Source organism: Streptomyces vastus (assembly GCF_039532825.1).
Lineage (GTDB): Bacteria > Actinomycetota > Actinomycetes > Streptomycetales > Streptomycetaceae > Streptomyces > Streptomyces vastus.
This window is the reverse complement of the sequence record NZ_BAAASJ010000115.1, coordinates 167,286-179,661: the sequence shown is the minus strand read 5'-3', so window position 1 is coordinate 179,661 and position 12,376 is coordinate 167,286. Positions and strand designations below refer to the sequence as shown.

Genomic DNA, 12,376 nt, shown 5'->3' with positions numbered 1-12,376 from the left:
GCACTGAGAGGTCACGGTCACGCCACCCGGTACTCCTCCGCTTCCTCCGTCCGCAGTGTCAGCCCGTGGCCGACGCCTCCGTCCGGATCCGGGTGGACCTCGCCGCCCGTGGGATCCAGGGCGCCGTCGAAGAACATGGACTCGATGCGGGCGTGGTCGTGGAACCACTCGATGTGGCGGAGGTTGGGGATGGCGGCGGCGGCCGCCGCGTGCGCGTGCGGGGCGCAGTGCGCGGAGATCTCCAGGCCGTGGGACTGGGCGAGGGCGGCGGCGCGGAGGAACTCGGTGAGGCCGCCGATGGGGGTACCCCCACGCCGTTTTAGGCAGTGGGGGAGGGTGGCGTCGACCTGGAGGCAGTCGACCGCGCCGGCGGCGATCATGCGGGCGAAGTACGGCAGGTCGTAGCCGTACTCGCCCGCCGCGACGTCGCACAGCAGCGCGTCCCGCACGAGCCGCAGACCCGTCAGGTCGTCCGAGGACACCGGTTCCTCGAACCAGCCCACGCCGTACTCGGCGAGCGCGCCCCCGATGCGTACGGCCTGCTTGCGCGTGTAGGCGCCGTTCGCGTCGACGTACAACTCGGTCTCCGGGCCGATGACTTGACGCGCGGTGCGCACCCGGTGCAGATCCCGGGCGACCTCCCGCCCCCAGCTCTCACCGATCTTGATCTTGACGCGAGGGATGTGCTGACCGTGCACCCAGTGGTTCAACTGGGCCGCCAGACGCGTGTCGTGGTACGTCGTGAAGCCCCCGCTGCCGTACACGGGAACGGACTCGCGGGCGGCGCCGAGGAGGCGAGTGAGGGGCAGCTCGAGAAGGCGGGCCTTCAGGTCCCACAGGGCGATGTCGAGCGCGGAGATCGCACAGGCCGCGACGCCGGGCCTGCCCGCGGTGCGCACCGTGCGGCACAGCACGTCGTGGACGGCCGGGATGTCGAACGCGTCGAGTCCGGTGACGACCGGAGCGAGCTGTTCACGCAGCAGATCCCCGACGGCGGCCGGGCCGTAGGTCCAGCCGGTACCGGTCGCGTCGCCCGCGGCCACCTCGACGATCACCATGGTCGTGCTGTCCCAGGCGAATGTTCCGTCCGCCTCCGGCGCGTCGGTAGGCACGGTGTACGTGGAAACGACGGGAGCCCGAAGCTCCACGTGAACGTTCACGGCAAACCGCGCCCCGTCAGGGGTGCGGGGAACTGCGCGACCAGCCACGACGCACCCGCAGTGTAGAACTGCCCTTCCCGCGGAGCGCCCGGCTCGGTCCGGACGGCCGGGAGAGGAGACGCCGTCCGGACCGAGAACCCGCGGGGCATCAACGAACCCCTTGCTGCAGCTGCGGCAGCACCTTCGTGCGGTAGAAGTCGAAGAAGGCGCGCTGGTCGGGGCCGATCTGATTGACGTAGACGCGGTCGAAGCCGGCGTCCGCGAACGCGGCGAGCGCGGCGACGTGTTCGTCCACGTCGTCCCCGCACACCACGTTCTGGCTCACCATGTCCTCGGTGATCAGCGGCTCGAGCTGCTCGAAATGGCGCGGCGAGGGCAGGACCTGGCCCATCTCGCCGGGCAGCAGCTGGTTGGACCAGAGCCGGTGGACGGTGCGTACGCACTCGTCGCGGTCCTGGCCGTAACAGACCTTCGTGCCGCCGCTGACCGGTTTGCCGCCACCGCCGCCCTTGCGGAACTGCTCCACCATCGACTCGTCGGGCATCATCGTGATGTAGCCGTCGCCGACGCGGGCCGCGAGGGCCGTCGCCTGGGGGCCGAAGCCGGAGATGTCGATCGGGATGGGCTCTTCGGGGACGGTGTAGAGGCGGGCGTTCTGGACCGTGTAGTGGGGTCCGGAGTGGTTGATCTCCTTGCCGGTGAAGAGCTGGCGCATCACCTGGATCGACTCCTCCAGCATCTCCAGGCGGACATGCGCGGGCGGCCAGGCGTCACCGAAGATGTGCTCGTTCAGGGCCTCGCCGCTGCCGACGCCGAGGCGGAAGTGGCCGTTGGTCATCACCGCGCTGGTCGCCGCGGCCTGTGCGACCACCGCCGGGTGCATCCGTACGGTCGGGCAGGTGACCGCCGTGCCGATCGGGAGGGACACGGCCTCGGACAGGGCGCCGATCACGGACCACACGAAGGGGCTCTGGCCCTGCTCGTCGTTCCACGGGTGGAAGTGGTCCGAGATCCACAGTGACTGGAAACCGGCCTGTTCGGCCATCCTCGCCTGCTCGACCAGATCGGTGGGACCGAATTCCTCGGTGGACAGGAAACAGCCGTACTCGACCATGGGGGCACCTCCGCGGCGGGGCGGGTCGTGGTCCTCGTCCGGGTATCCCCGGGGTGCGGCGCGAAACGCCGCTGCCCAGGGCAGGAGACGTTTGGGTGCCCGGGCCGGGGGGACGCGGAAAGCCCGTACGAGCGACCCCTGTGAGCGACCCCTATGAACGACCCGCCGGAGGCGAACATGAGTCGACCCCGCGTCGTGATCGTCGGAGCCGGCTTCGCCGGGTACCAGACGGCACGCACCCTGTCCCGGATCACCCGGGGCAAGGCCGAGATCACTCTCCTGAACCCGACGGACTACTTTCTGTATCTGCCCCTGCTGCCCCAGGTCGCCGCCGGGGTGCTCGAACCGCGCCGGGTCACCGTCTCGCTCGCCGGCACCCTGCCGCGCGTACGGCTGGTGCTCGGGGAGGCCGACGGGATCGACCTCGATGGGCACTCCGTGCACTACACGGATCCCGAGGGCGACGGCGGCACGCTCGCGTACGACCGTCTTGTGCTGGCCGTCGGCAGCGTCAACAAGCTGCTGCCCGTGCCCGGTGTCGCCGAGCACGCGCACGGGTTCCGGGGGCTGCCGGAGGCGTTGTATCTGCGCGATCACGTGACGCGGCAGGTGGAGCTCGCGGCGGCCTCCGACGATCCCAAGAGCTGTGCGTCCCGGTGCACCTTCGTGGTGGTCGGCGCCGGCTATACGGGGACCGAAGTCGCCGCGCAGGGACAGATGTTCACCGACGCGCTGGTGCGCAAGCAGCCGCTGCGGCAGGGCATACGGCCGCGCTGGCTGCTGCTCGACATCGCTCCGCGTGTGCTGCCGGAGCTCGACGAACGCCTCTCGCGTACCGCCGACCGTGTGCTGCGGGGACGCGGGGTCGAGGTCCGCACGGGGACCTCGGTGGAGGAGGCCACCCCCACCGGTGTGCGGCTCAGCGACGGGGAGTTCATCGACACGCGCACCCTTGTGTGGTGTGTCGGGGTACGGCCCGATCCGCTGGTCGAGGGGCTCGGGCGACCGCTGGAGCGCGGCCGGCTGCTCGTCGACCCGTACCTCCAAGTGCCGGGCCACCCCGAGGTGTTCGCGTGCGGGGACGCTGCCGCTGTGCCGGATCTGGAGAAGCCCGGCCAGTACACGCCGATGACCGCCCAGCACGCCTGGCGGCACGGCAAGGTCGCGGGCCGCAACGTCGCCGCCTCGCTCGGCGTCGGCGACCGCCGCGTCTACCGTCACCGCGACATTGGCTTCACCGTCGACCTGGGCGGCGCGAAGGCCGCCGCGAATCCGCTGGGCGTGCCGTTGTCGGGTCCGCTCGCCGGAGCCGTCACCCGCGGCTACCATCTCGCCGCCATGCCCGGCAACCGCATCCGCGTGGCCGCCGACTGGTTCCTGGACGCCGTACTCCCGCGCCAGGCCGTCCAGTTGGGCCTGGTCCGCTCCTGGTCGGTCCCCCTGGAATCGGCCTCCCCCGAACTGGCCCGAGTGGCCGGCGGCCCACCACCGCAGAGCCGCCCCGCTCCAGTCGCACACGGGGCGCCCGCCGCGACGCAGGGCCCCGACACCCACGCGGTCCCGGACCCCGGCAGGCCGGGGGCGACGGCGCCGAGAAAGTCGGCGGTGCTGGACCCCGGGAGGCCCGGGTCGCCCGGTGACGATCAGCCCGGCCATGCTGACGCGACGAAAACGGGCCGCGGCGGCACCGGAGCCGACGGTTCCGGTCCTGCTGACTCCGCCACCCCAGGCGGGCCCACGACGCCGGACGCCGAGGAGCCTGCCTCCGGCAGGTCTGCGGCGTCTGGTCCGGGTGAGTCCACCGCGTACAAGCCCATGGCGTCCGGTTCCGGCGGGCAGGCGGCGTCCGGTTCCGACGGGTCTGCCTCTGCCGCGCGGGAGGCATTCGGTCCCGGCGGACCCGGTTCCGGCGAGCCGGAGGCGTCCGGTCCCGGTAGGCCCGGCTCCGCCGCGCCGGAAGCTTCCGGTTCCGGCGAGCCGGAGGCGTCCGGTCCCGACAAGCCTGCCCCCGCCGCGCCGGAGGCGTCTGGCGCCGGCAACCCCCGTCCCGCCCGGCCGGCAGGACCCCGCACAGAGGGAGAGTCATGAAGAGCCGTCAACTTGTCGATCTTGGGCAGCAGTTGCGGGTGGACAGTGTGCGGGCTGCGGCTGCGGCCGGGTCCGGGCATCCGACGTCCTCGATGTCTGCTGCTGATTTGATGGCGGTGCTGCTTGCCCGTCATCTGCGGTATGACTTCGAGAGGCCCGCTCATCCCGCGAACGACCGGTTCGTCCTGTCCAAGGGACATGCCTCGCCTCTGCTGTACGCCGCGTACAAGGCGGCCGGGGCCATCAACGAGACCGAGTTGATGACCTTCCGGCGGCTGGGGAGCCGGCTCGAGGGGCATCCGACGCCGCGGCGGCTGCCGTGGGTGGAGACGGCCACCGGCTCGCTCGGGCAGGGACTGCCCGTCGGCGTCGGCATCGCGCTGTCCGGGAAGCGGCTCGACAGGGTCGGCTACCGGGTCTGGGTGCTGTGCGGCGACAGCGAACTGGCCGAGGGCTCCATATGGGAGGCGGCCGAGCACGCCGCGTACGAGCATCTCGACAACCTCACCGCCATCGTCGACGTCAACCGGCTCGGCCAGCGCGGCCCAACGCGGCACGGCCACGACCTCGACGCGTACGCCCGCCGCTTCCAGGCCTTCGGCTGGCACACCATCGAGGTCGACGGACATGACGTGGACGCCGTCGACCGCGCGTACGGCGAGGCCCTCTCCACCGTCGGACAGCCGACCGTGATCCTCGCCCGCACCCTCAAGGGCAAGGGCGTCGAAGCCGCCCAGGACCGCGAGGGACTGCACGGCAAGCCGCTCAAGGACGCCGACGAGGCGATCGAGGAACTCGGCGGTGTGCACGACGTCCGCGTCGAGGTCCAGCCCCCGCCCGCCGCCCGGATGCTGCACGCCGTACGCACCGGACACCTGGACCTGCCGCGCTACGAACTCGGCGACCAGGTCGCCACCCGCGACGCCTTCGGCCAGGCGCTCGCCGCGCTCGGCACGGCACGCGGCGACATCGTCGCCCTCGACGGCGAGGTGAGCGACTCCACGCGCTCCGAGTACTTCGCGAAGGAACACCCCGACCGGTTCTTCGAGTGCTACATCGCCGAGCAGCAGCTCGTCGCCGCCGCCGTGGGACTCGCCGCGCGAGGCTGGGTGCCGTACGTGTCGACCTTCGCCGCGTTCCTCACCCGGGCCCACGATTTCGTCCGCATGGCGTCGATCAGCGGCAGCGGCATCAACCTGATCGGCTCGCACGCAGGCGTCGCGATCGGCCAGGACGGACCCTCGCAGATGGGCCTGGAGGACCTGGCGATGTTCCGCGCGCTGCACGACTCGACCGTCCTCTACCCGTGCGACGCCAACCAGGCGGCGAAGCTCGTCGCCGCGATGGCGGGCTGTGAGGGCATCCGCTATCTGCGGACCTCGCGCGGCGCCTCGCCCGTCCTCTACGGACCGAACGAGGACTTCCCGATCGGCGGCAGCAAGGTGCTGCGCGTCTCCGCCCAGGACCGGCTCACCCTCGTCGCCGCCGGAGCGACGGTGCACGAGGCCCTGACCGCCGCGGACCAGCTCGCGGCGGACGGCATTCCCGTCCAGGTCATCGACCTCTACTCCGTCAAGCCCGTCGACCGCCGCACCCTGCGCGAGGCCGCCGAACACACCGGCTGCCTGATCACCGTCGAGGACCACCGCGAGGAGGGCGGCCTCGGCGACGCGATCCTCGACGCCTTCCTCGACGGCCGTCCGATGCCCCGCCTGGTCCGCCTCGCCGTGCGCAGCATGCCCGGCTCGGCCTCGCCCGCCGAGCAGCTGCACGCCGCGGGCATCGACGCCGAGGCGATCGCGGCTTCGGCAAAGCTGCTGGTCGAGCATGCGGTCGTGCGATGAGAGGCCATGCCTCGAGAGCCGGATGACAGCCATCGCTGTACGCGTACGGAGGGAATGACCATGGGCGGCACACGGACCGTACGGGCCGGTCGGCGCACCGTGGAGGTGCACCGGCCCGACAAAGTGCTGTTCCCTGGCGAGGGGCGGGCCGAGGAGTACACCAAGGACGACCTCGTCTCCTACTACCGGGAGGTCGCGCCCTTCATGCTGCCGCATCTGCGCGGCCGGCCACTGATGCTGGAGCGGCACCCGGACGGTCTCGACGGCCCCCGGTTCATGCAGAAGAACCTCCAGCCACACGATCCGGACTGGATCAACCGCATCGAGGTGCCCAAGGAGGGCGGCACCGTCTGCCACCCCGTGTGCGACGACACCGCCACCCTGCTCTACCTCGCCGACCAGGCGTGTCTGACCCTGCACCGCTGGCTGGCCCGCGTCGACGGGATCGACCGTCCCGACCTGCTGGTCTTCGACCTCGACCCGGCAGGCGACGACTTCGGCTCCGTACGCCGGGCGGCCCGGCAGCTCGGCGAACTCCTCGACCGGATCGAGCTGCCGTCCGCGCTGATGACCACCGGCTCACGCGGCCTGCACGTCGTCGTGCCGCTCAACGGACACCACGACTTCGACGAAGCGCGCGGGTTCGCCAGGGCTGTCGCCGGCACACTCGCCGGGGCGCACCCCGACGACCTCACGACGGCCGCCCGCAAGCAGGACCGCGGGGACCGGCTCTACGTCGACATACAGCGCAATGCGTACGCCCAGACCGCGGTCGTCCCCTTCACGGTGCGCGCCCGGGCCGGCGCTCCGGTGGCCACCCCCATCAGCTGGGACCAGCTGGACGATCCGGACCTGGGCCCCCGCCGCTGGACCATCGACAACGCCGTCGACCAGGCCCGTACCGACCCCTGGTCCGCCCTGCCGCGCCGCGGGCGGGCGCTGGGGCCCGCGCGGCGCAAGCTCGACGCCCTGCGCTAGAGGCCCTGGACAAGATGTTTGGCCAATGGCCCAGGGGCACTCGGAGGACGAGGTGACCATGTCGAACAGATCGAACACATCCAAGACGTCCAGTAAGCCAAGTTCACAAGATTCTGCGCAATCACGGAAAGGCCGGCAGAGCGGCCCGGCGGACGCGATGCCGAGCCGCATGGGGGTGCTGCGCCACGCGCGCGACCAGCTCGCGGAGCTCACCGGCATGGCGGTCGAGTCGGTGTCGTCCTTCGAGCGCACCGAGGACGGCTGGAGGCTGGAGATCGAGGTCCTGGAACTCACCAGGGTCCCCGACACGATGAGCCTGCTCGCGAGCTACGAGGTGACCCTCGACCCTCATGGCGAGCTCACCGGCTACCGGCGCGTTCGCCGTTACGAACGCGGAAGGGCGCCTGGCGGCCGGTAGGCCGCCGACCCGCGCACACGGACACACTCGCAACCAACAAGGAGGAACCGTCGGTATGACCGTCGTCCCAGCCCAGACCGGCGGCGGAGGCGGCTCCAGTGGTCTCTACGACGTGCTGGAGCTCGTCCTCGACCGAGGGCTCGTCATCGACGCCTTCGTCCGGGTGTCCCTCGTCGGTATCGAGATACTGAAGATCGACATCCGTGTCGTCGTCGCCAGCGTCGACACCTATCTGCGCTTCGCTGAGGCGTGCAACCGGCTCGACCTGGAGGCGGGCCCGCGCAAGAGTCCCGGTCTGCCCGACATCGTCGGCGAGATCACCGAGTCCGGCGCGCGCGGCAAGTCCAAGGGAGCGCTGTCGGGCGCTGCCGAGACCATCTCCGACGCCTTCAAGCAGGCCCGTGAGGAGGGTCAGGGCGAACGCCAGGGTGAACGCCAGGCCGAGTCCAGGCCGCGCGCCCGCAAGTCAACGGCGACGCGGGCGACGCGCAAGAGGGAGGAGGAGCAGGAGTGAGCACGTACGTCTACGGCATCACCGCTGACTCGCATCCTTCGCTTCCCGAAGGCATGGACGGCGTCGGCGAGCCGGCGTGCCCGGTGCGCGTCATCAAGGAGAGCGGTCTCGCCGCCGTCGTCAGCGACGCCCCCGAAGGGCTGCGGCCCAAGCGCAAGGACCTGCTGGCCCACCAGAACGTGCTGGCCGAGGTCGGCGCGGGCGGCCCGGTGCTGCCCATGCGGTTCGGCAGCATCGCGACGGACGACGCGACCGTCGCCGGGGTGCTGGCCGAACGCGCGGACCACTACAAGGAACGCCTCGACGCGCTGGACGGCAAGGTCGAGTACAACGTCAAGGCCAGCCACGAGGAAGAGGCCGTACTGCACCGCGTGATGTCCGAGAACCCGGAGGTCCGTGCGCTCACCGAGGCCAACCGGCAGGCGGGAGGCGGCGATTACCAGCAGAAGCTGCGGCTCGGCGAGATGGTGGTGGCCGCGGTGAAGTCCCGTGAGGCGGAGGATGCCGCCGAGCTCCAGCACGCACTGGAGCCGGTCGCCGACGCCGTGAGCGCGGGCCCCGAGTCCAGCGGATGGCTGGCCAACCTGTCGTTCCTGGTGGCCCGCGACTCGGCGGAGATGTTCCTCACCGCCGTCGAGCAGGTCCGCAAGAGCCATCCGCACCTTGATGTGCGGGTCAACGGACCGCTTCCGCCGTACAGCTTCGTCGAGCCGGGCCCCTCCGAGCCGGCGGACACCACGATCGGCTCGGACGCTGGAACGGACGCCGAAGCGGAGCGAATTCAGGAACGGATGCAAGAGCGGATCCAGGAGTGAACCCATGGGACTGATCGGTGAAGTGCTGCTGCTGCCGTTCGCCCCGGTGCGAGGCAGCGCATGGGTCATCAGACAGGCGCTGAACGAAGCGGAACGGATCTACTACGACCCGGCCACTGTCCGAGCCGAACTCGCCCAACTCGAGGAGCGGCTCGAGTCGGGCGAGATCGATGAGGAGGAGTTCGACCGACAGGAGGACGAGCTTCTCGACCGGCTGGAGATCGGCATGCGCGGCAGCGCAGGAACAGATGAGTGGACGACAAGATGAACCGAATGGGACTGGGCCTCGCGGTAGGGGCCGGATACGTCCTCGGACGTACGAAGAAGATGAAGGCGGCGGTCGCAGTCGGCACCCTGGTGGCCGGCAAGCGGATGCATCTGAGCCCGCGGGCGCTCGCGAATCTGGTGAATCAGCAGCTGCAGAACAACCCGCAGTTCAAGGAGATCGGCGACCAGCTGCGCGAGGACCTGCATGGAGTCGGAAAGGCGGCGTCCGGTGCGCTGGTCGAGCGGCGGATCGAGGCGCTGGCGGACCGGCTGCACGGCCGGACCGAGCAGGTCCGCGGACAGCTCGCGGGGGTCACACCGGACGTGCCGGGGCTCCGGGACGAGGAGGAGCCCGAGGACGAACGCGAGGAATCCGAAGAACCGGAATCCGAAGAACCGGATGAGGCTGCTGAGGGCGAGGCCGAGGCGGAGGACGAGTCCGAAGAGCCGGAGGCGGAGGAACGCGAGCAGGCCGAGCCCGAGGAGCCGCAGAAGGGCGCCGCCAAGAAGGCGGCGAAGAAGGCACCGGGCAAGAAGTCTGCTTCGAGGGGGCCGGCGAAGAAGGCCCCCGCCAAGAACACGGCGGGCAAGAAGACGGCGGCGAAGTCCACCAAGAAGGCGCCCGCGAAGAAGACGGCGGCACCCGGCCGAGCTGCCGAGGGGAGGCAGGAACGATGACGGACACCCTCGGGACGGCGACGGGCCGGGCCAAGAACGGCCTCGGCACGGCGACGGAACAGACGAAGGAGACGACGGGCGGCGGACTCGGCGGTCTGGGAGGCGTCGCAGGCGTCGCGCAGAGCGAGGCCGCCGACCGGCTCAAGGCGGAGCTCCAGGAATACCTCGCGGCTCAGGTCCAGCGCCTGCTGATGGGCTTCGGCCGCAAACTCGGCGAGACGACCGGCAAGCTCAACGACATCGCCGAGGGCAACAGCCCCGGCTTCGCCCGCCTCGCCCTGGCCACCGGCCGCAAACTCGCCAAGGGCAAGCGGCCGTTGCGCACCGCTGTCGAAGTCGGGGCCTCCCGCGCCAAGGAGAAGGTGCTCGAGCCGCTCAAGAACCTGGGCGGCGGCGAGAGCAAGAGCAAGGGCCGCTCGGGGCAGAAGCCCACCGCCATCATGGAGTACGTCGACGTCGGGGTGCCGTTGCGCACCGCGTACGACCAGTGGACCCAGTACCAGGAGTTCAGCACTTTCGCGCAGGGCGTGCAGAGCGCGAACCGCGACGACGAAGACGACACGACCTCCGACTGGCAGCTCAAGATCCTCTGGTTCAGCCGCAGTTGGAAGGCCCACATCACCGAACAGCGGCCCGACGACCGGATCTCCTGGACGTCGGAGGGTACGAAGGGCACCACGAAGGGCGTCGTCTCCTTCCACCGGCTCGACGAGAACCTCACCCGGGTCCTGCTGGTCATGGAGTACTACCCCACGGGCCTGTTCGAGCACACGGGCAACATCTGTCGCGCCCAGGGCCGCAGGGCACGACTCGACCTCAAGCACTTCGCGCGCTACGTCACTCTGCGCGGCGAGGCCACCGACGGCTGGCGCGGCGAGATCAGCGACGGCGAGGTGGTCCGCAGCCACGAGGACGCGCTCGCCGAGGAGGGCGAGGAGCCCGAGGAAGCTGAGGAGGAAGAGGGCGCGTACGAGGAGGAGGAAGAGGAGGCGGAAGAAGAGCCTGAGGCCGAGTACGAGGACGAAGAGGTGCCTGAGGGCGAGGAGGAAGAAGAGGAGCCTGAGGGCGAGTACGAGGAAGAGGACGAGTACGAGACCGCAGAGGGCGGGAGCCGCCGATGACCACCCCCAGCCGGCTCCCCGAACCGTACGGGCGCGACAGCAGCGCCAATCTCGCCGACATCCTTGAGCGCGTGCTCGACAAGGGCATCGTGATCGCGGGCGACATCCGGATCAATCTGCTCGACATCGAACTGCTCACGATCAAGCTGCGGCTGATTGTCGCCTCCGTCGACAAGGCGAAGGAGATGGGGATCGACTGGTGGGAGGACGACCCGGCGCTGTCCACGCGTGCGCGCCGCGACGGACTGGCCCGTGAGAACGCCGAGTTGCGTGCACACGTCGCCGAACTGGAGCGCGGGAAAGTCGAGCGCGGGAAAGTCGAGCGCCGGCGTGCCCGTACGGAGGAGGAGGCCCCATGAGCGGTCTGCGTTATGTCTATGCCATCTGCCGCCCTTATGGCTCCACCCTTCCCTCCCAGCTGACGGGCGTCGCGGGCGTGCCGCCCAAGCAGCTGACCCATCACGGACTGGTCGCCATCGTCAGTGCCGTACCGGAGGAGGACTTCTCCGAGGAGCCGCTGAAGGCCCACCTGGAGGACCTGGACTGGCTCAGTGCGACCGCGCGGGCCCACCAGAGCGTGATCGACGCGCTCACCGTGGTCACCTCGCCCCTGCCGCTGCGGCTCGCCACCGTCTTCCGGGACGACAGCGGCGTACGCACGATGATGGAGGCCGAGGAGGAGACCTTCCGGCGCACGCTCGACCGGATCGAAGGGCGCGTGGAATGGGGGGTAAAGGTCTACGCGGAATTCGCGGAGTCCTCCCAGCCCTCCCAGTCTTCCCCGTCCTCTCATCCCTCCCCCTCCACCCAAGTTTCTGAGGAGCCTGGCGCGAAAATCGCGAAAGGCGGCTCGGGGCGCGACTATCTGCGGCAGCGGCGACAGCAGCGCAGAGCTCACGAAGAGAAATGGGAGCAGGCCGAGGAATTCGCGCGCAGGCTGCACGACACTCTTTCCCGGTTCGCTGAGGACGCCCGTATCCACGCGCCGCAGAACCCGGCGCTGTCCCGCGCCTCCGGCCGCAATGTGCTCAACGCCGCCTATCTCGTACCGCGTGCGGAATCCGAGGAATTCGTGGAACTTGTGGACCGCACGAAAGGCGAGGAGCAGCCGGGCCTTCGGGTGGAACTCACCGGCCCCTGGGCCGCGTACTCCTTCAGCGGCCCGGCGGGACAGGAGGGCGCATGACCGTCGTCGAACGCCGGGAGATCGCCCTCGTCGACCTGCTCGACCGGCTGCTCGCGGGCGGGGTCGTCATCACCGGTGACCTGACCCTGCGGATCGCGGACGTCGATCTCGTACGCATCGACCTGAACGCGCTCATCAGCTCGGTGAACGAACAGGTCCCCTCGCCCTGGCAGGAGCCGCTGTGACTGACCGT

General features: G+C 70.3%; 14 protein-coding genes. 12 read left to right on the top strand and 2 right to left on the bottom strand.

Features of this window, described 5'->3' with window-relative positions:
* Positions 1-17: 17 nt before the first annotated feature.
* The gene (locus tag ABD357_RS37070) at positions 18-1,148 is read right to left on the bottom strand and encodes an enolase C-terminal domain-like protein (RefSeq protein ID WP_344395788.1); all 1,131 of its coding nucleotides are present in this window, start codon (positions 1,146-1,148) and stop codon (positions 18-20) included.
* Positions 1,149-1,308: 160 nt separating this feature from the next.
* On the bottom strand, positions 1,309-2,274 hold the full coding sequence (locus ABD357_RS37065) for a TIGR03557 family F420-dependent LLM class oxidoreductase (RefSeq protein ID WP_344395696.1): 966 nt from the start codon (positions 2,272-2,274) through the stop codon (positions 1,309-1,311).
* Positions 2,275-2,451: 177 nt separating this feature from the next.
* Between ABD357_RS37065 and ABD357_RS37060 the strand changes: the two genes are divergently transcribed.
* Genes ABD357_RS37060 through ABD357_RS37005 form a run of 12 tightly spaced genes read left to right on the top strand, consistent with a single transcriptional unit; the run spans position 2,452 to position 12,368 of the window.
* Complete coding sequence (locus ABD357_RS37060) at positions 2,452-4,362, top strand: FAD-dependent oxidoreductase (RefSeq protein WP_344395695.1); 1,911 nt, start codon at positions 2,452-2,454, stop codon at positions 4,360-4,362.
* Entirely contained in the window at positions 4,359-6,206 is a 1,848-nt protein-coding gene (locus ABD357_RS37055; protein WP_344395694.1) for a transketolase, read from the top strand. The genes ABD357_RS37060 and ABD357_RS37055 overlap by 4 nt, the downstream gene beginning before the upstream one ends.
* A gap of 54 nt (positions 6,207-6,260) precedes the next feature.
* The gene (gene ligD, locus ABD357_RS37050; protein WP_344395787.1) at positions 6,261-7,184 is read left to right on the top strand and encodes a non-homologous end-joining DNA ligase; all 924 of its coding nucleotides are present in this window, start codon (positions 6,261-6,263) and stop codon (positions 7,182-7,184) included.
* Between the two features lie 58 nt (positions 7,185-7,242).
* Complete coding sequence (locus tag ABD357_RS37045; protein ID WP_344395692.1) at positions 7,243-7,602, top strand: gas vesicle protein GvpO; 360 nt, start codon at positions 7,243-7,245, stop codon at positions 7,600-7,602.
* Positions 7,603-7,657: 55 nt separating this feature from the next.
* Positions 7,658-8,116, top strand: coding sequence for a gas vesicle structural protein GvpA (locus ABD357_RS37040; protein WP_344395691.1), 459 nt, complete (start codon positions 7,658-7,660; stop codon positions 8,114-8,116).
* Complete coding sequence (locus ABD357_RS37035; RefSeq protein ID WP_344395690.1) at positions 8,113-8,931, top strand: GvpL/GvpF family gas vesicle protein; 819 nt, start codon at positions 8,113-8,115, stop codon at positions 8,929-8,931. Before ABD357_RS37040 ends, ABD357_RS37035 begins: the two co-directional genes overlap by 4 nt.
* Before the next feature lie 4 nt (positions 8,932-8,935).
* Positions 8,936-9,199 carry a gas vesicle protein GvpG gene (locus ABD357_RS37030; protein ID WP_344395689.1) on the top strand — a complete coding sequence of 88 codons (264 nt, stop codon included), beginning with the start codon at positions 8,936-8,938 and terminating at the stop codon, positions 9,197-9,199.
* Positions 9,196-9,876 carry a DNA primase gene (locus ABD357_RS37025; protein ID WP_344395687.1) on the top strand — a complete coding sequence of 227 codons (681 nt, stop codon included), beginning with the start codon at positions 9,196-9,198 and terminating at the stop codon, positions 9,874-9,876. The genes ABD357_RS37030 and ABD357_RS37025 overlap by 4 nt, the downstream gene beginning before the upstream one ends.
* Positions 9,873-10,997, top strand: a complete 1,125-nt coding sequence (locus ABD357_RS37020; protein ID WP_344395686.1) for an SRPBCC family protein — start codon at positions 9,873-9,875, stop codon at positions 10,995-10,997. Before ABD357_RS37025 ends, ABD357_RS37020 begins: the two co-directional genes overlap by 4 nt.
* Positions 10,994-11,356 carry a gas vesicle protein gene (locus ABD357_RS37015; RefSeq protein ID WP_344395685.1) on the top strand — a complete coding sequence of 121 codons (363 nt, stop codon included), beginning with the start codon at positions 10,994-10,996 and terminating at the stop codon, positions 11,354-11,356. Before ABD357_RS37020 ends, ABD357_RS37015 begins: the two co-directional genes overlap by 4 nt.
* Complete coding sequence (locus ABD357_RS37010; RefSeq protein WP_344395684.1) at positions 11,353-12,183, top strand: GvpL/GvpF family gas vesicle protein; 831 nt, start codon at positions 11,353-11,355, stop codon at positions 12,181-12,183. The genes ABD357_RS37015 and ABD357_RS37010 overlap by 4 nt, the downstream gene beginning before the upstream one ends.
* The gene (locus tag ABD357_RS37005) at positions 12,180-12,368 is read left to right on the top strand and encodes a gas vesicle protein (RefSeq protein WP_165343174.1); all 189 of its coding nucleotides are present in this window, start codon (positions 12,180-12,182) and stop codon (positions 12,366-12,368) included. The genes ABD357_RS37010 and ABD357_RS37005 overlap by 4 nt, the downstream gene beginning before the upstream one ends.
* Positions 12,369-12,376 lie beyond the last annotated feature (8 nt).

Excerpts from the sequence above, each read along its gene's own strand:
- ABD357_RS37065 (WP_344395696.1), bottom strand. The coding sequence starts at position 2,274 with ATGGTCGAGTACGGCTGTTTCCTGTCCACCGAGGAATTCGGTCCCACC.
- ABD357_RS37060 (WP_344395695.1), top strand. The coding sequence starts at position 2,452 with ATGAGTCGACCCCGCGTCGTGATCGTCGGAGCCGGCTTCGCCGGGTAC.
- ABD357_RS37055 (WP_344395694.1), top strand. The coding sequence starts at position 4,359 with ATGAAGAGCCGTCAACTTGTCGATCTTGGGCAGCAGTTGCGGGTGGAC.
- ligD (WP_344395787.1), top strand. The coding sequence starts at position 6,261 with ATGACCATGGGCGGCACACGGACCGTACGGGCCGGTCGGCGCACCGTG.
- ABD357_RS37045 (WP_344395692.1), top strand. The coding sequence starts at position 7,243 with ATGTCGAACAGATCGAACACATCCAAGACGTCCAGTAAGCCAAGTTCA.
- ABD357_RS37040 (WP_344395691.1), top strand. The coding sequence starts at position 7,658 with ATGACCGTCGTCCCAGCCCAGACCGGCGGCGGAGGCGGCTCCAGTGGT.
- ABD357_RS37030 (WP_344395689.1), top strand. The coding sequence starts at position 8,936 with ATGGGACTGATCGGTGAAGTGCTGCTGCTGCCGTTCGCCCCGGTGCGA.
- ABD357_RS37025 (WP_344395687.1), top strand. The coding sequence starts at position 9,196 with ATGAACCGAATGGGACTGGGCCTCGCGGTAGGGGCCGGATACGTCCTC.
- ABD357_RS37020 (WP_344395686.1), top strand. The coding sequence starts at position 9,873 with ATGACGGACACCCTCGGGACGGCGACGGGCCGGGCCAAGAACGGCCTC.
- ABD357_RS37015 (WP_344395685.1), top strand. The coding sequence starts at position 10,994 with ATGACCACCCCCAGCCGGCTCCCCGAACCGTACGGGCGCGACAGCAGC.
- ABD357_RS37010 (WP_344395684.1), top strand. The coding sequence starts at position 11,353 with ATGAGCGGTCTGCGTTATGTCTATGCCATCTGCCGCCCTTATGGCTCC.
- ABD357_RS37005 (WP_165343174.1), top strand. The coding sequence starts at position 12,180 with ATGACCGTCGTCGAACGCCGGGAGATCGCCCTCGTCGACCTGCTCGAC.